This is a genomic window from Paenibacillus ferrarius, from assembly GCF_002027705.1.
GTDB lineage: Bacteria > Bacillota > Bacilli > Paenibacillales > NBRC-103111 > Paenibacillus_E > Paenibacillus_E ferrarius.
Window position 1 is genome coordinate 137,398 of sequence record NZ_MBTG01000034.1, and the last position, 22,381, is coordinate 159,778.

At 45.7% G+C, this 22,381-nt stretch carries 13 protein-coding genes; all 13 read left to right on the top strand.

Going from position 1 to position 22,381, the window contains the following annotated elements; genetic code table 11:
- Positions 1-116 precede the first annotated feature (116 nt).
- The 13 genes from BC351_RS29050 (at position 117) to BC351_RS29110 (ending at position 22,284) form a co-directional block, all read left to right on the top strand.
- Positions 117-1,466, top strand: coding sequence for an ABC transporter substrate-binding protein (locus BC351_RS29050; protein WP_079417593.1), 1,350 nt, complete (start codon positions 117-119; stop codon positions 1,464-1,466).
- Between the two features lie 188 nt (positions 1,467-1,654).
- Positions 1,655-2,554 carry a carbohydrate ABC transporter permease gene (locus tag BC351_RS29055; protein ID WP_079417595.1) on the top strand — a complete coding sequence of 300 codons (900 nt, stop codon included), beginning with the start codon at positions 1,655-1,657 and terminating at the stop codon, positions 2,552-2,554.
- A gap of 18 nt (positions 2,555-2,572) precedes the next feature.
- Entirely contained in the window at positions 2,573-3,394 is an 822-nt protein-coding gene (locus BC351_RS29060; protein ID WP_244209208.1) for a carbohydrate ABC transporter permease, read from the top strand.
- 42 nt (positions 3,395-3,436) lie between these two features.
- Positions 3,437-4,777, top strand: a complete 1,341-nt coding sequence (locus tag BC351_RS29065) for an FAD-dependent oxidoreductase (RefSeq protein ID WP_079417597.1) — start codon at positions 3,437-3,439, stop codon at positions 4,775-4,777.
- A 144-nt stretch (positions 4,778-4,921) separates the two neighbouring features.
- Positions 4,922-9,226 carry a golvesin C-terminal-like domain-containing protein gene (locus BC351_RS29070; protein ID WP_158082267.1) on the top strand — a complete coding sequence of 1,435 codons (4,305 nt, stop codon included), beginning with the start codon at positions 4,922-4,924 and terminating at the stop codon, positions 9,224-9,226.
- 513 nt (positions 9,227-9,739) lie between these two features.
- Complete coding sequence (locus tag BC351_RS29075; RefSeq protein WP_079417601.1) at positions 9,740-10,417, top strand: GntR family transcriptional regulator; 678 nt, start codon at positions 9,740-9,742, stop codon at positions 10,415-10,417.
- A gap of 51 nt (positions 10,418-10,468) precedes the next feature.
- Positions 10,469-11,437: an ABC transporter permease gene (locus BC351_RS29080; RefSeq protein ID WP_244209209.1), complete on the top strand. Its 969-nt coding sequence runs from the start codon at positions 10,469-10,471 to the stop codon at positions 11,435-11,437.
- 28 nt (positions 11,438-11,465) lie between these two features.
- Entirely contained in the window at positions 11,466-12,344 is an 879-nt protein-coding gene (locus BC351_RS29085) for a carbohydrate ABC transporter permease (protein ID WP_079417603.1), read from the top strand.
- A gap of 57 nt (positions 12,345-12,401) precedes the next feature.
- Complete coding sequence (locus BC351_RS29090) at positions 12,402-13,943, top strand: extracellular solute-binding protein (RefSeq protein WP_079417605.1); 1,542 nt, start codon at positions 12,402-12,404, stop codon at positions 13,941-13,943.
- Between the two features lie 38 nt (positions 13,944-13,981).
- Positions 13,982-15,142 (top strand): galactonate dehydratase, encoded by a 1,161-nt coding sequence (gene dgoD, locus BC351_RS29095; RefSeq protein WP_079417607.1) that lies wholly within the window; start codon positions 13,982-13,984, stop codon positions 15,140-15,142.
- Positions 15,143-15,173: 31 nt separating this feature from the next.
- Positions 15,174-15,926, top strand: coding sequence for an SDR family NAD(P)-dependent oxidoreductase (locus tag BC351_RS29100; protein ID WP_079417609.1), 753 nt, complete (start codon positions 15,174-15,176; stop codon positions 15,924-15,926).
- A 19-nt stretch (positions 15,927-15,945) separates the two neighbouring features.
- Positions 15,946-17,907, top strand: coding sequence for a DUF6259 domain-containing protein (locus BC351_RS29105; RefSeq protein WP_079417611.1), 1,962 nt, complete (start codon positions 15,946-15,948; stop codon positions 17,905-17,907).
- A gap of 141 nt (positions 17,908-18,048) precedes the next feature.
- Positions 18,049-22,284 carry an Ig-like domain-containing protein gene (locus tag BC351_RS29110; RefSeq protein WP_079417613.1) on the top strand — a complete coding sequence of 1,412 codons (4,236 nt, stop codon included), beginning with the start codon at positions 18,049-18,051 and terminating at the stop codon, positions 22,282-22,284.
- Positions 22,285-22,381 lie beyond the last annotated feature (97 nt).

Consider the following 22,381-nt stretch of genomic DNA (forward strand, 5'->3'; position numbering starts at 1 on the left):
TGGATAAAACAAGACAGGTAAGATCTTAAATGAATTCATTACGCAGGAATGATCACTTTGCTATGCTAATGATGTTCCAGACGGATGAAAACAAGTAAGAGAGGGGTTTTACCAGTATGAAGAAAACGATTTATTCCACATTATCACTCACTGTGGCATTTAGTTTGATGCTTTCAGGTTGTGCTAAGAGCGACAGCCAAACAAGCCCATCGCCCGCTGCGGCGAACACAGCAAGCTCTGCAGTTCCGAAAAAGGCTGTCAAACTTAAGATGTGGGGCGGCATTCCTGAAGAGAGTGGGCCCAAGGATGTGGTCACGAAATGGAACAGTACACATCCTGACATCCAAGTGGAGTATACACGTTATGTGAACGACGATAGCGGCAACACGAAGCTAGATACGGCTCTTATCAGCAACTCCGATGCGCCGGACATCTTCTTCAGCTATGGAGAAACGAATTACAATCGCCGAGCGAACGCTGGCGTCACCTTTCCATTGGATGATTTGATTAGCAAATATAAGTTTAATGTGGATGATATAATTGGCAAGGATAATGTCGTCCCGTTCAAAGGGAAAACGCATTATTTGCCGGCCATGAAGCTGTTATCTTCCGTTATGATTAATCAAACGGCTTTGGAGAAAGCGGGAGAGAAGATTCCGGCTCAAGGATGGACCTGGGACGACTACATGACCCTTGCCGAGAAGCTGCAAACGGCTGCTCAGAAGGGCAGCTTTATCAAGGTTCCAGACGATAATATGGTGCGTTTCGCCATTCTTGAGAATAAGCCAGTGGATTCCTATTACACCGCGGATGGATTGTCCACCTTCGACAGTCCTGCCGTCAAGAAGGGCTTGGAGTATCAAAAAGCGCTGCAGGACAAAGGATTATCCGTGAAGTGGCCGGAAATTATCGCCAACAAACTGCTTCCTCCCAATGAGCTCCTGACTGGTAAAGCGGCGATGATCTTCGGAGGGACACATTTGCTAAGGAATGTGAAGGACACGAAAAGCTTCCCTCATGAGTTCAAAACCATATTTGCCCCGGTGCCTCAGTTGGAGAAAGGCGGCAAAGTGAATACGGCAGGCTTCAACGACTTCATGTCTATTAACAATACGTCTTCGAACAAAGACGAAGCTTTCCAATTTATTTCGTGGTACCTAACCGAAGGCAATCTTCTGATGATTCCAGGTGGACGATTGCCATCTTCCAAGAAAATCGATGTAGACAAAGTGACTGAGCTTATGGTCGGAGACGCAGCAAACCTGATAAACGCAGATTCTCTGAAGTCTTTAATTAAAGGCGATTATACATTCCCCGTTCAAACGATTTCCACCGCTTTACCGGAAATGACCAAAATTATTAACGAGGAAACAGAGAAATATGTCATGGGTGTACAGCCCTTGGACAAAGCCATTCAGAATATGAAGACCAGAGCGGATCAAGCGATTAAGGCTGAGAAAAAATAACTAGTTTGTAAAAAAGGGGCTTGACGGACTTCGAATTGAAGTCTGTCAGGTCCTTTTCTGTCTTTTCTGATTCGTTTCCCTACATCTTAAAATCAACGCTGTAACAACCTAAATCACGCCATTCCACTCTGATTCGCTACTGATTATGATACGGGTATGGGTTTAATATTGCTAAATGAGGTGGCATCATGCGACGAGTGTCCAAGCATAACAGGAAGGAACAATTGGCGGGTTATTTGTTTATTTTGCCGAATTTTCTCGGCGTTTTTTTCTTCGTCATTCTACCTCTGCTTTTCAGTTTTATGCTGATTTTTGCAGATTGGGATTACTTAAAAGGCTTTGCTGGGCTGAGTTTTGCTGGACTAGGAAATCTTGAGAAATTAGTGAATGACGTGTATTTATGGCGCGCACTGCGGAACAATCTGATTCTAACAGGCGTAACGGTGCCTAGTGCTATGGCGATAGGTTTGGTTGTAGCTGTGCTGCTGAATCGACATGTCTATGCCAAAGGTTTATTACGAACTTTGTTTTTCCTGCCTTATGTCAGCAGTTTGGTGGCCGTTTCTGTGGTATGGAGCGTGCTTTACAATGCCCAAGATGGCCCAATCAACGCGTTTCTTAGATCGCTGGGGATTGACAATCCTCCCGGGTGGTTGGGGAGTACGGCGTGGGCTTTGCCAGCTATCATCATTATGGTCGTGTGGACTTACATCGGATACACAATGGTGCTGTATATGGCGGGACTGCAAGGAATCCCCAAAGATTTATATGAAGCGGCTTCGATTGACGGAGCCACAGGGATGAGGCAGTTTTTCAATATCACGGTTCCCATGCTGAAGCCAACGACCTTTTTGATTGCTATTACACTGATTATTTCCACTTTCCAGGTCTTTGCCGTTGTGAATGTGATGACACAAGGCGGACCGGTCAATTCGACCATGGTTATCGCGTATCATATTTATCTCACTGCCTTCCAAAATTACAAAATGGGTTATGCGGCAGCGATGTCTTGGGTTTTATTCATCATCATTTTTTCGATTACTTTGGTTCAGTGGCGCAGTCAGAAGAAGTGGCAGCAGCATTTTTAATGGAGGAGTGGGTTTGTTGTGGGTTCTTTGCGAAAATTAAGCGTTACCCTTGTCATGTTGGCTTTGGGTGTCACAGTTTTGATTCCGTTTATCTGGATGATTTCTTCATCCTTCAAAATCCAAGCTGATTTATTCAAATACCCGATCAATTGGATTCCTCAGAATCCGATTCTCTCAAACTACGAAGAGGTTTGGGGCGGCAAATATAAATTTGCTTTGTTTTACTGGAACTCGGCCAAAATCACCTTCTTTACGGTTGTCGGCTCCATTATCACCAGTTCACTGGCTGGGTTCGCATTCGCCAAACTGAATTTTAAGGGAAGAGACTTTATCTTCCTGATGTACTTGGCTACCATGATCATCCCTGCTCAGGTGCTGCTTGTCCCTAGGTTTATCCTGTTCGATCGCATTGGCTTGGTGAACACCCACTGGGCCGTCATTTTACCAGGGATTTTTACTGTATTCGGAACGTTCCTGATGAGGCAATTTTTCAGTACGATCCCGAGTGAGCTTCTTGAAGCGGCAAAAGTGGATGGAGCAGGATTTTTCCGGATCTATTGGCAAATTTGCTTGCCATTAACGAAGCCTGCCATCGTAACACTTCTCATACTGACCTTTACATGGCATTGGAACGAATATGAGAATCCGTTGATCTTCCTTCGTTCGAGTGAATTGTTCACTCTACCGATTGGTCTTTCCAGCTTTGTAGATGAATATGGTGCGAATTATTCGTTGATTATGGCTGCTTCGGTCTCGGCGCTGCTTCCTCTTATCATCGTCGTAGCCATCTTCCAAAGATTTTTTGTTGAAGGCATTGCCAGCAGCGGCTTGAAGGGGTAAGCCCCCCTATATAAGGTGAAATTTATAAAAGGAGTGATACCCATGAATGATTTGACAAACGATTTTGACATTGTAATTGTTGGGGCAGGCATAGGAGGCATTTGTGCAGCTTTGGCTGCTTCAAGATTACACAGCAAGGTGCTGCTTATTGAAAAAATGAGTGAGATTGGCGGAACAGGTGTCCATGCGGCAATCGCTTTGGTATGCAAGTTTCGTGATCATGATGGAAGATGTGTGAACACGGGAATTCATAAGGAATTATTCCCTCAGGCCTATCAGAATACGGGCTTGACCTTTGACGAGGAAACGGTATCCAGCTATGACGAACAGGAATTAAAAGAAACGTACCATCGATTAATTCAAAAAGAGAAGAATCTGACCGTATGGACGGACTGTGAAGTGGACGCTGTACAAGTGGAAGATGGGAATATTCGCTCAGTGACGATCACTGGATCTAAGCAAACGCGTGTATTCGGTCGTGTATTCCTTGACGGCACGGCAGACGGAAATTTGTCTGCATTGGCAGGGGCAGAGTTTCAAAAGGGGCGAGAAAAAGATGGGAAGATGCAGATGGCGACGGTTACTTTCAAGCTCACTGGATTCGATCCCTCGCTGTTTAAAGTAAAGGATGTCACAAGCTGGGGCTGCTTTTTTTGGCTGGAAGAGACGCTCAAGCCTTATTACATGGCGATGAAACAGAGAACGAACAGCACGAATATGCGTCAGGGCGTATTAGCATTCCCTTATCCAGATGGCAAAGCATTCCTATTTAATTCGACGGCTGTGAACGATGTTGATCCCACGATTCCAGGATCGGTTGAAAGCGCGTTTGAAATCGGCAAAGTTCAAGTATATGAATTAGTTGAAGCGATCAGGGAGCATCCTGCTTTTCGTGATGCGAAGATCGAGACTATTTTTACGAAGTTAGGGGTTCGTGAAGGCCGCAGAGTTGTCGGAGACTACATGTTAACCGGAGAAGACTGTCTGCAAGTTCGCAAGTTTGAGGATATGGTGGCGGCGTGTGCTTATGATGTGGATGTACATGATCCAGATGGGGAAAAAAATCACCAAGAGTATATGACGATTTTGCCAAGCCCAGGGTATTATCATATTCCTTATCGCAGCCTTATCGCCAAAGGATTTGGCAATCTGCTATTAAGCTCGCGCTGCATTAGCGGTACATTTGAAGCTCACGCTTCTTATCGTGTGATGTCAGGAATCAGTGCTATCGGCGAAGCAGCAGGAACCGCAGCAGCCGTAACCGTCAAATCTGGCTTCAGTGATGTTCGTATGGTTTCTGCCGATGAGATTCGGTATATTCTGCAAACCCGGGGCCAATTCGTAGAAGGTCCTGTCAAGGAAACACATGTGTTGGTTAAGTAAATGAAGAAAAAAGGCATATACTGGGCGCTATACGATGAACGGTGTATGCCTTTTTAAATTTTGAATGGATGAGGGAGGTGAGAGGACAGACACGGTTTCGAATTCTGTTGAAAATGATTTACATTTGAAGGGAGATGTATGGCAATGAAGAAGGTGTTAAGCCGTTTGAGTTCTGCATTTATGGTGTTTGCTCTGCTAGCAACATACGGGATCACTCTAATTTCAGGAAACCAAGTGGCCCATGCTGCATCATTAACCATTGAGCAAACCACAGTTGGGAACATTTTTTATGAAAGCGATGCCAAAACATTTAGAATCAATACGGATGGGGATTCGATTGATTGGGTGTATTCCGATTATTGGAATAACACCGTGCAGTCCGGAAGTCAGCCTGTAAGCGATGGAACGACCCTGCTAACCGTTAATCCTGGGAAAAATGGATGGTTCAACTTAGTGATTACAGCCAAGCAGAACGGGAACGTTTTGACGTCAAAAGAAACCACGTTCGCTGTCGTCTCGAATTTCGATCTAAGCCAAGTGGCGGATTCGCATTTTTCCGTACAAACACACGCTGCTCGAACGGATCTTATTGCTCAAGACTCTGCAGCTCTAATTCCGATTGCCAAGAAAATGGGGGTTAAGTATGTCAGGGATGCCTTGCGGTGGGGGGACATCGAGGATACGGCGAAGGGGGTTTATCGTTTTAAATCCTTCCATGATGATTTCATGTCGCGTGTAGCGGCGAACGATCTCAAGCCCTATATCACTCTTGCGTTATATAATGATTTCTATGATGGAGGAAATGCGCCTACGAGTTCGGAAGGAAGGATGGCCTTTGCCGAATATGGCAAGCAAGTATTGAGCAGGTACCCGGAAATTGGCCAGGTGGAAATTTGGAATGAACCGGACATTCCTTCGTTTGGGAAGGGACTTAGCACTGAGGCAGAGAAAGCAGATTTTTACTTTAATTTGTTAAAAACATCCTACGAACAAATACATCCCCTTTTTCCGAATGTGAAAATAACAGGATTTGTCTTTGGCGAATTGGGTTCAGACGCATTTTTGGAAGCGCTTTATCAAAAAGGCGCGCTGAATTATTTGGATGAATATTCGTTTCATTCGTATACGAGGAATCCAGAGGATTTCGTTAAAGATATCAATAGGCATAGAAATATTATGAAAACCTATAACAACAATCAAACGATTCCTATTAATCTTTCGGAGACAGGATTTAGCAACTTTAATTTCGACGAGCATGTCCAAGCCAACTATGTGGCTCGAAGAATTGTCACTGCCTTGGCAAATGGTATCCAAAAAATCAATATTTATAATTTGCAAAATAAATCTACGGTTCCGAATGAATTTGAGGGAACGTTCGGTTTGATTCGGAATCCTGACGATGCCAAAGGGGCTTATGTTCCGAAGCCGGCCTATGCCGCTTATGCGACTATGACCCGTGCATTAACGGGAGCGGATTTCTTAACATCGGAGGATATTGGACCTGGCGTGTATAGTCATAAGTTTCATACAGCATTGGAGGATATTCGGGTTATGTACGCTCCTGCGGGAGCCGATCTCAAGCTTTATACCGGCAGCCCTCTTCATGTCACAGACATCATGGGGAATACGTTAACGTATACGCCAACGAATGGTTATGTACGGCTGCGGCTGGATGAGAATCCGCTTTATGTCAAAGGTGGGTTGGAGGCTCCTTATATCGAAGAGATTCCGCCGACGATTACCAATCCGATCACTCTATATAGCGGTTACAGCGTGGGAGGTTACGCCGAAGTCAATGGGCCGCTTGGAACAGCTACCAACAAATGGGTAACATCATCCGTGATCAAAAGCTATAATGGCGGTATTTCGCGGGCGATTACGAACCCAACGGGCGCATCGGCCAAATGGACACCAAATGTGTCTGCGTCCGGACGGTACCGAGTTTCAGCGTATCTTCCCGGAACGCCCGCCACCCCGGTGAATACCACGAAGATGGCTGCGTATTCGATCTATATCAACGGAATAAAACAGGAAGTAAAAAATGTTGATCAATTCTCACTACAAGGATCTTGGCAGGTATTGGGTACGTATGAGTTTCCAAGGGGAGCAAGCAGTTATATCCTGCTCGAAGATACAAGCCCGGCTCACGATCGACCGCTTCGGGCGGATGTCATTAAGCTAGAGGCTATCCCTCCGAAAGGTATCGCTCTGGATACCGATTCACTGGACCTGGGGGTAGGTGATACGCATGCCTTCAAGGCCGTCTTTACTCCTGCCGAGGCGACAGACCAGACGCTGGTTTGGAACAGTTCGAACAGTCAAATCGTGACTGTCGATGCCGAGGGGCATGCGAATGCGACGGGGGTCGGAGAGGCGGTGATTCGTGCCACGAATCCGTTAACTTCCCTTTATGCCGAAGCGAAGATCCAAGTAACGATGCCCATCATAAAGCAGGTGACGATTTATAATAGTTATGGCACAAATGGGGGATACACGGAGGTCAATGGGCCACTAGGAATCGCTACGAATAAGTGGGTGACTTCTACGGTTCTCCAAGGCTATAACGGCGGCATATCAAGAGCGATTACGAATCCAACAGGTGCTTCGGCCAAATGGACACCAACAATTATCCAACCCGGACGATACAGGGTATCGATTTATCTGCCTGGAACGCCCGCGACTCCGGTTTATACGACGAAAGCAGCCGAATACTCGATTTATATCGATGGCCTAAAAAGCGATTCCAAGATTGTCGATCAATCTACCCTACAAGGCTCGTGGCAGATACTGGGCATCTATGATTTGCCGCGAGGAAGTGCCAGCTACATCTCGGTCGAGGATGCGAATTCAGCTCATGACAGACCGCTTCGTGCGGACGCGGCCAAGTTTGAGTTCATCCCTGCTACGGGCATCGGCTTGGATACCCAAGCACTTGATTTGCAAACAGGAGATACGCATCTATTTATGGCTGGGATAACTCCGATCGATGCAACGGATCAATATCTGGTTTGGAGCAGCACGAATAGCGATGTGGCAGCCATTGACGCCGCAGGACATCTGCGTGCTCTGGCTGTTGGCAGCGCGGTGATCCGCGTCATGAATCCATTGACGTCTGTTTACGCTGAAGCTGTAGTAGAAGTTACACAGGTCGATCAGACAGCACCAACGACAACAGACGATGCGCCGACAAGTTGGGTAAACCACGATGTAACCGTAAACTTGAACGTAAGTGATAGTGAATCAGGGATCGCAGCTATTAACTACATCGTAGATGGCGGTCCGCAACAAACCGGTAACACGGTTACATTGACAGCGGAAGGTATTCATACGCTTGTTTATTGGAGTGTAGATAGCGTGGGAAATATTGAAGCCCGTCATACGGCAATCATTAAGATTGATAAAACACCTCCGGCAGAAGCAACATTAGCTGCAGATAAGACAGCACCGACTGACGCCGACGTCACCATAACGATCCGTTATCCAGATGACTCTGCGGTGAATGAATACAAAATAGGGGCAAACGGCATATGGACTGCTTATTTGACACCCGTTGTCGTTTCAGAAAATAGTACGGTGTATGCAAGAGGAACGGATGCTGCCGGCAACATTTCCAATGAGACCAATTATGTGATCAGCAATATGGATAAAGGCGTTCCAACCGCGACAGTGGCTTATCAGACAAGCACGACTGCAACTCAAGCTGTTTATGCAACGATGACACCGAACAAACCGGTGACCATCACGAATAATGGCGGTTCAAGCAGCTACACCTTCTACTTCAATGGGAGCTTTACTTTCGAGTTTGTTGATTTCAATGGCAGGAAGGGCACTGCGACGGCAATTGTCAATAATCTTGTATCGAAGAGCAAGGCCAAACCGGGAGCACCCATCCTTTCCGATGACAATGGTTACGATACGGGACTGCAAGACGGTAATTACATGATTAAGATGAACATGTGGTATGGAGAAAACGGTAGAATCTATAAGCTTTATGAGAATGATGTATTAATAGATACGAAAGTTCTAGCAGATAGTTCACCAACTGCACAAGACATGACTACCCCCATTAGCGATAAGAATAATGGAACTTATCGTTACTATGCCGAGTTAACGAACGCTTACGGTACAACGACGAGCAGTACGCACATTGTTACTGTTACGAAAGCAGCGCCTGACAAACCGGTTTTATCGAGCGATAACTGGGATGGCGACGGAAACTTCAAAGTGAGCATGAACATGTGGTGGGGAATCAATGGTGAGACGTATCATTTATATGAGAACGGTGTTCTTATTTATACGCAAGTGCTGACGAATCATACTCCTTCTGCCCAATCGGCAGAAACAACGATAGCGAGCAGAGTAAAAGGCACCTATGAGTATCGCGGTGAGATCATTAATCATGCAGGTGCCACGTCCAGCGATACGATGATTGTAAAAGTGACTCAGTAGTGGATGGAAGATTGCAGGGAAGGAGCTGTCCCATAAGTAGATAAACCTACTTGAGGGCAGCTCTTTTTTATTGAAATTCGGAAGTTTTTTTATAAACCTGCAATTGTGCATCTTTTTTACTCTTGAAGTAACCTCAATCATGAAATTCCTGCGTTTGTGCATGTTTTTGAGGCTATTTCTGGATCAGCGGTCGAAAAAGATGAAAATACCTGCACAATTGCAGGCATTTCCACTTTTTAACCGAATTCGTCCGGAAATTCCTGCACTTATGCAGGTTTTCATAGTCTGGGAACCGAACTGGATACCCAAAAATCCCGCGTGGAGCTGTAAAGTAATCAATCCCATAATCTATCGACGCTAAAACACTAAATTTGGCATATGTGACAGTCCATCTTTAGTGAGACCTTATATATTTGATATTTGATCAAATATCAAATATTGTGTTTACATCGCTAATTCAGATGTGATATTATATCAAATATCAAATGAATGAAATGAAGAGGAGAAAAAAAGATGGATGTAACAACGGAATCAGCATTAAATGAAACGACTTATTCACGGGTTCGCGATAAACTGCGTGAAGATATTTTATCCGGTGAATTTAAACCTGGCGTACGCTTGCGGATCGTCGATTTATCCAATCGTTACGGCGTTAGTGTGATGCCGATTCGGGAAGCTCTCCAGCAGCTTCAAGGGGAAGGACTTGTTAGTTTGCTGCCTCATAAAGGAGCAAGTGTACGGGAGGTGAATGAGAAGTTCGTATCTGATATGTACGATATTCGCATGGCGATTGAAACGATGTTAGTTCAGAATGGCGTGCCTTTCATGAAGGATAGTGATTACAACAGACTTGCTGCCATTCAAGAGCAGTACGAAAAGGCAGCCGAGGAAGGTGACTTGTTATTATGCCTCAAACTTAATGAGAGTTTTCACAAAATCATTAACAACCTGGCGGAAAATCCCGAAGCGATTCGCATTATTGACCGACATTGGGGACTGATTGACAGCATGCGCCAAATCTTTGGTTCGAACCGTGGGAGCGATATTGTTAACGATCATCGGATGCTGCTGGAGGCTTTGAAAAATCGAGATGCTGAAGCTGCCGCCAACATAGCCAGAGATCATGTCAATAAGGCCAAAGAGGATTTGATTGCAAGAATGAAAGCAACGGGAAAGCCATCTAAAACTTAGATGGCCGTTTCGCTCAGAAATTAAAACGCTTACAAGAGAAGGGGGTTGAGCGTGTTGTATGATCAAACGGTGACAAAACTTAAGGTGTCTTCAAAGTCACTGGAGCGGAAGAGGAAATGGTCCCATATTCGGAAAGATAAGCTATTATACCTCATGGCTATTCCAGGGATTTTGTTCTTTATCGTGTTCCATTACATACCGATGTACGGCATTTTGCTCGCATTTAAAAAATACAACATCTATCAAGGATTTTTCGCCAGCGAATGGATTGGGTTGGATAATTTCAAAACGTTGTTCACTATGTATGGATTCGACAGAGCTTTCAAGAATACCATTATCATTTCGCTCTACCAATTGGTGTTTGCTTTTCCGTTTCCAATTATCTTGTCTATTCTACTGAATGAAATCCGGCATCAACTGTATAAGAAATTCGTTCAAACGTCGATTTATCTGCCTCATTTTGTGTCATGGATTATTATCTCAGGTATTTTGTTTGCCATCTTATCGCCTTCTACTGGCGTAATCAAAGAAATCGCAGGGTTTTTCGGATATGAGAATTTCACCTTCAACCTGCTGAGCAGCAAGGAATATTTCCGGAGCCTGCTTGTCATATCGAATATCTGGAAGGAAGCGGGCTTTGGTACGGTCCTATATCTAGCTACCATTGCAACGATTGATCAACAGATGTACGAGGCGGCCAAAGTGGATGGCGCAAAGAAATGGCAGCAAATTTGGCATATAACGCTGCCGGGTTTACGGACGACGATTGTCATTTTACTTATTTTTCGTGTGGGCAGCATGCTCAACACGGGTCTGGATCAAGTGTTTGCGCTCTATAACCCTCAGGTTTACGAGGTTAGTGAAATTTTAGACACGTATATTTATAAATTGGCTTTTCAAGATGCCAAATATGATTTGGCTACCGCCTCAGGTTTGTTCAAATCGTTAATTAGTCTAGTCCTAGTTTTATTTACAAACTTTATTGCCAAAAAAATTGATTCAGATAGTGGTTTGATGTAACCGATTTCGTACGAAGGAGGTTCACCTGATGAGAGAGTCATTTGGGGAACGTTTATGGTATTTCATTTTGAACGCAGGCATGCTGCTGTTATCGATCGTTACCTTGTATCCATTTTGGCATGTGCTGATGTATTCGTTAAGTGATCCCAAGCTAGCAATGGGTGGAGGGCTGTTTTTATGGATGAAAGGGTTCTCTCTTACTTCCTATGAACTGCTGCTTAAGAGCAAAGGGATTTATTATGCTTATGGAAACTCCATTTTTCGCTTAGTAATCGGAACCGCGATTAATATTGTGTTGACCGCGATGTTGGCTTATCCCCTTTCCATTCGAAGATTTGTGGGAAGAAACTTCATTACGCTCATGATTTTCTTCACTATGCTGTTCAGCGGGGGCATGATCCCGACTTACTTGATTGTCAAAGAGCTCGGTTTGATCGATTCGATTTGGTCGCTCATTATTCCAACTGCTCTCAGTGCGTGGAACTTGATTATTTTGAAAAATTACTTTCAGAGCTTGCCCGCTGAGCTCGAGGAATCGGCAAACATCGATGGGGCCGCTCCGATGCGCATTTTATTTTCGATCATCCTGCCCGTATCGGGTCCTGTTATTGCTGCAATCGCTTTATTTTACGGAGTAGCCCATTGGAACTCATATTTTGATGCTATTCTCTACATCAACTCTGATGCGAAACAAGTACTTCAAGTGTTTCTGCGAACGATGCTGCAGAGCAGCTCCTTACAGCAGGTTCAGGGGACAGATAACTTTGCTGCCTCAATCGGATTGGTCACGGAAGAATCGGTCAAAATGGCTACGGTTGTTGTTTCCGTGATTCCAATGCTGATCGTGTATCCGTTTTTGCAAAAATATTACGTTAAAGGCGTCATGGTAGGATCCATCAAAGGTTAGGTTTTGAAGAGCTATTGCAAGCTCTCAAAATAGATACATTACTTAGGGGGTATATATATGGTGAAATTGAAATTGAAGAAAACAGTCACTTTTAGTTTAATCAGCGTGATGATGATGAGTGCGGTCGCTTGCACTGCTCCAGGAACCACAGGAAAAGAAGACAATAAAACAGGTGAAAGCAGCAAACCTGCAGCACCAGTAACGGTACGAATTTTGATCGACAAAACGACTAATTTTCCTGAAGATAACACAGTTGTTCAGGAAATCCGCAAAAGAACGGGCGTGAATGTTCAGTTCTTGACCGTGGATGCTCCGGATTTAGAAACGAAATTAAATACGATGATCGCGTCAAGTGATATGCCCGATGCGTTCCTGAACCCGAATAAAGCAAAAATCAAAGATTTGGTTAGTAATCAAGTGATTATTCCTATGGATGATTTACTGAAATCCAACGGGAAAAATATTTTGGACAACAAGGGTTCCATATTAAAAGGCGCTTCTCAAGTTGATGGCAAAGTGTACGCCATTCCGCGTGGTTGGGGATTCGGAAACGTGTTGACCATTCGTAAAGACTGGCTGGATAAATTGAAGCTGCCCGTGCCTAAGACAATCGATGAATACTATAAGGTGCTGCAAGCATTCGCTAATCAGGATCCTGACGGCAACGGTCAAAAGGATACGATTGGCGTGGGTGCTTACTTTGCGGGAGGAAAAGAGAGCGACGTTTACAGTACGTTTTCTCATATCTTCGCAGCTTACGGCGTTCCGGTCGGAAGGGGCAAGCTAATTGACGGGAAAGTGATACCTTGGGTATTGCAGCCCGGATTTATGGATGGAATCAAATTCCTGAATAAATTGTATAAAGAAGGTTTGATGGATCCCGAGTTTGCTACGATTTCTAATTTGAAGGAATTTGAGAAGTTATGGAACGGAAAGATGGGGACGTTTGAATTCACCCCGAACGGGATTACGCAAAACTGGCTGACCCGTTACGTAGAAAATCCAAAACCGCAATTTGAGTTTACCGTAATTAAAGGCCCGAACAATCAAGGCGGTACCCAGCGTTTATATCTTGAGGATTCCGGTCCGTGGATGCATATCAGCAAAGCTTCCAAGCATCCGGCAGAAGTTATGAAGGTGTTGGATTTCTTGATCAGCGATGAAGGCGACAAATTGACTTGGGCAGGGATCGAAGGCAAGCATTACAAAATGGAGAACGGGAAATTCGAGTGGATCAAACCATATGACGATGCCGCCAGTTTGCGAAATGAGGGTGGGTTCGCCTACAACGGAGTGATGAATCGTATCAATGGCTTCTCGGTTCAATTGTTGAACGATCAAACAAAAGCCGGCTTGAAGCTTTCATCAGACAATGCGATCGAAGACGCTTATCTCTATGATATACCGGAAATCGAACGCAATACGGGAAAAGTTTTGCAGGATATTACGAAAGAAGGCTTTTCCTCTTTGATTTTATCGAAAGGCGATCTCGACAAAGAATACGAGTCGTTTAAGAAAAAATATTTGGACGCTGGCGGTCAGAAATGGATCGAGCAAGCCACCGAAATTTATAAAAAGGAACATCCAGAGAAGAAATAGAGTGATAAATTAAAAACAAGGTTCATAGGGGTGCGTAGATGAAAATTACTGGCGTGAATACGTTTGTCGTCGATTGTTACCGTACAAACTTCGTATTCGTTAAAATCTATACAGATGCAGGTATTTCAGGGGTTGGCGAAGCGACGCTGGAGTATAAAGAGAATGCTGTAGTTGGGGCAATTGAAGATATTAAACGGTACCTGATCGGTAAAAGCCCGTTTGATATCGAAGCTCATTATCACAATATATATCGCGATGCCTACTGGCGGGGTGGAGCCGTTCTGATGTCTGCGCTCAGTGCAGTGGAAATGGCTTTGTGGGACATTAACGGTAAATCACTGGGCGTTCCGGTTCACAGGCTGCTTGGTGGCAAGGTTCACGACAAGGTGAAGGTGTATGCCAATGGGTGGTTTGCGGGTGCCACTTGTGTAGCGGATTTTGGGATTAAAGCCAAGGAAGCGATGGATCGAGGATTCAAGGGATTGAAGTGGGACCCGTTCGGCAAAGCGTACATGACCCTCTCGAATGAGGAACTGGATAAGGCTCTCGAATGCATTGGCGTTGTGAGAGATGCCGTCGGTTATGATATGGATCTATTCATTGAAGGGCATGGCCGTTTTAATGTACCTACTGCGATCAAGATCGCTAAGGAGATTGAGGCTTTCAAACCGGTGTGGTTCGAAGAACCGGTTCCACCTGATAATTTGGACGCCATGGTAGACGTAAGGCGGAAATCTCCGGTGGCCATCGCAGGCGGGGAACGATTGTTTACACGCGAAGCATTTAGCGAAGTGTTCAAGCGAAGAGCGCTTGACTATGTGCAGCCGGATATCAGCCATGCCGGAGGCATTATGGAATGCCGCAAAATTGCTGCGATGGCGGAGTCGAACTATATTCCATTCGCCCCGCACAATCCAAGCGGTCCTGTAGCTAACGCAGCTACACTGCAATTGGCCGCCTGCACGCCTAACTTTTTCTATCTGGAAATTATGGCAAGTGATGTGCCTTGGCGCAAAGAGATCACGGACGAACAGTTGCATTTCGAGGATGGCTATATGACAATCCCGGATAAACCGGGTTTAGGCATTGAACTGTATGAAGACTCAGCCATTAAGCATCCTTATGCCCCGCACGATTTAAGGCATTATAACGGGCAACTTATTCAAATTCGACCGCCGGCTGCCGAGCACTACTTTTAAGTCATTTTAGAAACCGAGGTGAAGAATCGTTATGTTTGATTTATTTGGCAAAGTGGTCATGGTAACGGGATCATCGCAAGGTCTCGGACGCGGGATGATCTTAGGTATGGCTGAAGCGGGAGCTGATGTGATTATTAACGCTCTGGAGATTACGGAAAGCGCACTTCAACTTGTTGAGCAAGTCAAGGTGATGGGGCGGGATGCCATTGTGATCCAAGCGGATGTCAGCCAGGAAGCGGATGTCCAGAGATTGTTTCATATGGCGGTAGAGAAGTATGGACGCCTAGATATACTGGTCAACAATGCCGGCACTTCCCGGGCGGAAACGATAGTCGAAACCTCGCTGCAAAGTTGGAATGAAATTATTAACAACAACTTGACGAGCACCTTCTTATGCTCCAAGTATGCCATGGACATCATGATGCCGCAAAAAAGCGGCAGGATTATTTCCATCAGTTCCGTCGTTGGACATCAGGGTGCTTTATATGGCCATGTTCACTACGCTGCTAGTAAAAGCGGACAGATCGGCTTCACGAAAACGCTCGCTCGGACGGCTGCTCCTTATGGCATTACTGTTAACGCGATCGCTCCGGGCATCATCGAAACTGAATTGTTGCATCAAACGCATGGGGATGAGAAGGTGAAGATTTTAACGGAGTCTGTTCCCCTAGGCTTAGGGAAGCTTGAAGACGTTGCGGCTGCAGCGGTATTCCTGGCAAGCGACGAAGCTAGGTACATTACCGGAGTTATTCTGGATGTGAACGGCGGTCTATATTTAAGATAAGGAAAGGACAGATTGGGACATGACACATTCAATTAAGGCAGGGAAGTTACAGTTTGCCCTGGATTCGCAGGGGCGGTTCGTACGTTGGTCGGCTGAGGGACTTCTATTACAAGAGAGCACAGGAGCAGATTTCTGGAGAATTCAACTCGACGACGGCGAGTTTCGCGACATGTCCGTTCGTTCAAGTTTTCAAAGCGGGACCGTAACCGAAATTGAGGGTGGATTGGCTATTCAATACAATCAGCTCGAAGCAGAGGACGGCAATACGTATCCCGTATTGTTTCGGGTGCAGGTCCTGGTAGTAGGCGAGCAATTGCACTTCTCCTACAAGGTAACCAATCAAAGCGAAGTACGGGTCAATGAGGTCAAACTTCCATTCGTAGATGTATCCGTCGTTGCAGATGAACAGCGTTCTCGAGATGTCCTATTCCGCAGTCAGGGGCATGGACACCGGCTTGCAGATCCTTGGCCGGCAATTGACAAGGCTCACACGGAATACATGTCCAGTGATGACCATGAGATTTGGCTCGACATGACCTATCCGAGTTTCGGCAGCATGGCATGGTTTGGCGTGCAGAGTGGTTCGCATTTCCTATATGTAGGTCGGCATGATGACAACTTCACTACTTGTGTGTTGGCCGCAGGAATAGGTCCGCGCAACAGCGATCCGCGTCTTGTTCTAGCCGTTTCTCAGTTCCCATTAGTGCAAAGCGGAGAAGAGGTTTCCTCTCCGACCTCTGTCGTAGCGTTCGTTCCCGGAGATTGGCGGCAAGGCTCGGCCATTTACCGGCAATGGGCTGACGGTTGGTTCAGTGAACCGCAGAAACCTGAGTGGGTACAGGAGCTTCCCGGTTGGCAGCGCATCATCATGAAGCATCAGTTCGGCAAAATTTACTTCCGGTATGAAGATTTACCGCGCGTCTACGAGGAAGGCAAAGCAGTCGGGGTGGAAATGATTCTGCTCTTCGGTTGGTGGAAAGGCGGATTCGACAACGGTTATCCCGTCTATGAGCCTGACCCTGCCCTTGGCGGAGAAGAAGGGTTTAAAGCAGCGATTTCGGAAGTGCAGCGTCGGGGGGGACGGGTTGCTCTCTACACAAATGGTGTGCTGATCGATGTGAAATCCGACTATTACAAGGAAACCGGGCATCGGATTTGCCGCAAAAATATTGATGGCATGGAGTACAGGGAGCATTATAAATTCAACAATGACGGCATGCTGCTGCGCAATTTTGGCTATAAAAGCTTTGTGTCTGCCTGTCAGGCCACCGATGAATGGAATAAGCATCTTACCCAGATCGGTCAACAAAAATTAAGCTACAATCCGGACTCTATTTTCTACGATCAGATTGCTGGACATTTTCCACATCTCTGTTTCGATGCTTCGCATGATCATGGAAACCGTGGAGATAACGAGACGGTTTATCGGCGGCGCAATTTGCAGCAAATGCGTGAATTATGCACAGGAGATAAAGCTTTCGGCTCTGAATTCGTTGTCGATTGCTATGCGCCTCTTCTGGATTTCCATCATAGCTGCCAATATGCGAGCTTTAAAGATGAGGAATCGTTCCCAGAGCTTTATCGGCAAACGTTCCCCGAGACGATTATGTCCAATCGCTACATGCATGATGAAAGAAGCGATTTTAAGCAGCAGCTTCACTTCGCTTTTGTGTATGGATACCGCTTTGACATTGCCATTTACCGCTCTCGGGCGACAGTGACTGCGGCTCCGGCCTATGCGAGCCACGTCAAGGAACTGATCGCCTTACGCGATCGTTACTCCGAATTTTTCTATCACGGGACTTTCTCGCTGGATACTGATATGGAACTGCCTGAGGGAGTCGTCAAAACGGAATACGTTCATCAGACGAGAAGACTCTTCGTATTCTGGAATGATTCCACGGAGGAGAAGTTGATCTCTTTCCAGAACCGAGTAATTCGTTTGGGAGCCAATGAACTTGTATGTGAAATTGTGGAATAGGTAACTGCAAAGAGGGAACAGCAAGGATGCTTTGTGTTCAAGTCGGCACGGAACAACCTTGTTGTTTTCGCTTTACGATAAAACTAAAGCGCTTACAATTTATGTTAAATTTTCATATTCATAGAGGAGGCTGTTTGCGGTATGTCTAAAAAAGTTATCTGGGGTGTGATTATTAGTATTTGTTTGGCTGCATGGTTATTCCGAGCACCAGCAAGCCTGGCTGTTGGGGTTGGAGATATGGGCGTACTGCAATTTCAAGACGATTTTAGCGATGGTATGTCGTTATGGAAGGGGGTAAAAGGATCATGGGTGGTTGACAACGGTGCTCTCCGGGTTACCTCGGGCAGCACTAACGAAATAGAGCCTAAGGGATCGAATTCCATTTGGCAGGATCAAATCGTCGAGTTTCGCATCCAAATAGTGGGAGCGCCAGGAGGCGGTTTTACAAGAGTTTTTACAAGATATGTGAGTAACACAAGCAATTTGGGCTTGTTGATCAGACCTACGGGGTTAAGCTATACAATAAATGGAGCTGCGGAGTCGTACCTTTCCAGTTATACATTTACCGTGGGTACTAACTATGACGTAAAGATGATGCTGTCTGGAAGCACGGCAACCATTTATGCCAAGAAGGATTGGGAATCCAATTACACGAGCGCGGGGACGATTGCGGGACTGCCCGTACAAAGCGGAAAGCTGAAATTCCAAACCTCCAACGACAAGGTGCTGCTGGATAATGTCAAAGTATCGAATACGCAATCTTCCGCTTTTATGGCGAATGGAAGCGTGTTGTCATCTTTGAATTTGGGAAGTCAATCTGCTTTGCCGCTAATCAATACAACTGGTAAAGCCGTTGCCTGGACATCAAGTGACACGACAAGGGCAACCGTAGATGGCAATGGTGTGGTCACTGCTGCCGGCAGGGGTCTGGTGACGATTACGGCTTCCACGGCAGATAGTCTGGAACAAGTCAGATTTGATATTTATGTGAAGGATCCCCTCGATTCGATAGGCGTGTTGCAGTTCCAGGACGATTTCAGCAACGGCATGAGTTTGTGGCATGCCGCATCCGGAGCATGGGGAATTGACCATTCGCAGCTTATTTCTCCGGCCGCTTCGTCCTCACTGATTGAGCCGAAAGGGATATTTACCAAATGGCGGAACATGACGGTAGCCATGAGATTCAATAGACTCGCCACAAGCTCAAATGACAATTTCATTTCGATCAAATTAAGGTATGTCAGCGAGGCGGATTATACAAGATTGCTGATTAGAAGCACGGGATTAAGTTATATCCAAGCAGGTGGAGCGGAGCAGTCTTTTTATGCAACGACTTTCAATACGGGAACGGATTATGATATCAAATTGGTAGCCATTGACGATTTGGTGCAAGTATATGTAAAAAGCGCTGCTGATCCTAATTACATTGTTGCGGGTGCGATTTCCAATGCTTCCTATAATTACGGCAAAGTACAACTGACAACGTACAATGTCAAGGCGGCTTTAGACAACATTCAAATATGGAACCTTGAAAAGATACCGCTTATGCTAGGCAAAAAGTTAAGCGTTTTCAACAAGGGCGATAGCGAATCGCTGCAGTTGACGAATACGACCGGGAAAAGTGTGATTTGGAGTTCAAGCGACAACCAGGTAGCGACCGTAGATCAGACTGGAACTGTGACCCCGCTCGCGCGGGGGCAGGCGATCATTACCGCAGCAACGAATGACAGCATCTATCAGGATAAAGCTGAAATCGTGGTCATGGATCCGATTAATCCTACTGGTATCTTGCAGTTCCAGGACGATTTCAGCGAGGGCATGAGCGTTTGGAAAGCGGTGTATGGGACTTGGAAGGTTGATAATTCTCGGCTATCTTCCACCTCAACGGCCTCCTCATTGATCGAAATGAAAGGGGCAGAAGCAATGTGGAGGAACCAGACGATTGCTATGAGGTTTAATCGGGGTGAAAATCTGGCAGGCAACTTTATTTCAGTGAAATTCAGGTATGTCAGCGAGGTCGATTATACACGTTTACTAATCAGAAGCACGGGATTAAGTTACGTCAAAGCGGGTGGCACAGAGCAGTCGATGTATGCCATGACTTTTAACATGGATACGGATTACGATATTAAATTGGTCGCTTTGGATAATTGGGTTCAGGTTTATGTGAAAAGCGCAACTGACCTCGACTATACGTATGCAGGTGCCATTTCCAATGTCTCCTATGCCTTCGGCAAGGTGCAGCTGACAACTTACAATGTGAAGGCTGCTTTTGATCACATCCAAATATGGAATCATGAAAGTTCGCCCTTTGTCTTGGGCGCCAAACTAACTGCGATTGCAAGTGGGAATAGCGAACCGCTGCAGCTGAACAATACGACAGAAAAAAGTGTGGCGTGGACTTCAAGCAATACGCAGGTGGCGACAGTAGATCAGATGGGAGTGGTTACAGCTATAGTGAAGGGTCAGACAGTCGTAACTGCGGCAACTTATGATAATTCTTATCAGGAAAAGAGCGATATCGTCGTATATGTCCGGCCTACAGGGGTTACCCTCAACAAGCCTAGTACTTCCCTATACATGGGGGAAGCTGAGGAGCTTACTGCGGCGGTTAGCCCGTCGGATGTAGATAACCCGTTGACCATATGGACGTCCAGTAATCCTTCCGTGGTCAGTTTGGCAGGAGGTTCGAGTACTTCCAAAGCGATTAAAGCTTTGTCTGCAGGCACTGCGGTCATCACCGTTACTACCGTAGATGGCGGATTTTCGGCTTCGACGCAAGTAGTTGTGAATGCTGTGCCGGAACCAACCGTATCGATGGCCGAATTCGCGATTGATCCGAATCCGAATGCTCTGCCGTCCCATTTCTTAGGAGCACATAACGAACAACTCGTTAAGGTTGGAAGGGTGACTGATTTTCAACTGGAAAGCTTTGATAATCTAGGAATGGACCTCCAGCTGCAAAATGTTCGTGGACCCGATGGTACGGGGGCGAATTACTATTTGTACAACGAAGGTACGGTCATGAATTCCAAAGATCCGCGGTATCAGCAATTCTATGGGAATCGAACTGTTGGGGCGGTAGAGAGTGTGAATCTCCAGCCTGGGTACCCGGGGTTATATCTTGCGGATTCCTATCATCTCGCCAATACGCTGGAGGTTCCCTACATATTTGTACTAAATGTAATCTCTCAGTCAGTGAGTGAAATCCTGACACAAGTCCAGCAGATGAAGCAGCAAACGACACAACCCATCTATGTGGAAATGGGGAACGAGCTTTATTCCATCTTGTTCGATGCAAGCTTCCCATCAGTTTCTGAATATATAGCTAAATGCAAATTGATCTATCAGGGAATCAAAGACATAGATCCGACCATTCGAATCGGAATTGTGGCTGTGGCCAAAGATTTGGAAGACCGAATAGCTGCCGACCCTAATAATCTGCCAGACCCTGATGTGGATTGGGGATCTACACAAGGGGGACGAGTTGCGCTTTGGAATCAAACGCTAATGACAGACAGCAGTTTTTACGACGCCATCATCGTTCATGTGTATTCACCGATTCCCAGTCTATTTGATCTAACGAACAGCAAAATGATGCGATACTTATACACGTATAATCAAAGTGCATTGGAAGGTCTGTCTATTCAGAAAAACCAATTCCCTGGCAAGGAAATATGGGTTACGGAATGGTCATCTCTTCCAACCGTCCTATTCGGCGAGAAAGACCCTAACGAAAAGGCACGCAAACAATTTATGAAAACCCCGGCATTTGCGATGCACAATATGGAACGGGTGCTGCAAATGATCGAGTCGGGCGCAGTGACGATTACTGACGTACATGCGATGGTAGATCCACAAGGGTTTGGCATCGTTCAGCAAACCGCGGCGGGTGAACTCGTTGAATTACCGAATTATTATGTATTTAAAGCTTTGGGAGGTCTGCTAAATACCAATAGCAGCTACTTCAAGCTCAATCTTTCACAAGGCGATGTACAAAATGAAAAGCTGCGGTTCATAGCAACGGATGTCTATTACAACGTTGCGGATGTTGGTGCATGGGGTTTTGGTGATGCAAATGGCATTAAGAAGGTCGTTTTCGCCAATCGGACCATGAACCCTGTCAATGTTTCAATACCAGGCTGGGAGCTCAAGACGAATTGGGTTTATGGGGGCGCTAATCCTTTGCCATCGTTTCTGACGAACCCGAATGCGAGTTGGTTGGATGCGCCACAAGTTAATCCACTACCGGAGACGCCATCTTCCAGTTTCGCTGGAGAGATCCAATTGAAGCCTTATTCGATGACGATCGTGGATGTGACAGTTGTTGCTGCATCCGTCACAACAGCATCTGTATCTTCGGCACAATTGGATTGATAAAATTTAATTCATCTCTAGTTCCAATTCTAGTATAATCTTTACAATTGCCATTCCACGCGCACGGAAGATATGGTATAATTCTCGCGTATTTGAT

Coding starts and splice junctions, on each gene's coding strand:
- BC351_RS29050 (WP_079417593.1), top strand. CDS start 117: ATGAAGAAAACGATTTATTCCACATTATCACTCACTGTGGCATTTAGT.
- BC351_RS29055 (WP_079417595.1), top strand. CDS start 1,655: ATGCGACGAGTGTCCAAGCATAACAGGAAGGAACAATTGGCGGGTTAT.
- BC351_RS29065 (WP_079417597.1), top strand. CDS start 3,437: ATGAATGATTTGACAAACGATTTTGACATTGTAATTGTTGGGGCAGGC.
- BC351_RS29070 (WP_158082267.1), top strand. CDS start 4,922: ATGAAGAAGGTGTTAAGCCGTTTGAGTTCTGCATTTATGGTGTTTGCT.
- BC351_RS29075 (WP_079417601.1), top strand. CDS start 9,740: ATGGATGTAACAACGGAATCAGCATTAAATGAAACGACTTATTCACGG.
- BC351_RS29085 (WP_079417603.1), top strand. CDS start 11,466: ATGAGAGAGTCATTTGGGGAACGTTTATGGTATTTCATTTTGAACGCA.
- BC351_RS29090 (WP_079417605.1), top strand. CDS start 12,402: ATGGTGAAATTGAAATTGAAGAAAACAGTCACTTTTAGTTTAATCAGC.
- dgoD (WP_079417607.1), top strand. CDS start 13,982: ATGAAAATTACTGGCGTGAATACGTTTGTCGTCGATTGTTACCGTACA.
- BC351_RS29100 (WP_079417609.1), top strand. CDS start 15,174: ATGTTTGATTTATTTGGCAAAGTGGTCATGGTAACGGGATCATCGCAA.
- BC351_RS29105 (WP_079417611.1), top strand. CDS start 15,946: ATGACACATTCAATTAAGGCAGGGAAGTTACAGTTTGCCCTGGATTCG.
- BC351_RS29110 (WP_079417613.1), top strand. CDS start 18,049: ATGTCTAAAAAAGTTATCTGGGGTGTGATTATTAGTATTTGTTTGGCT.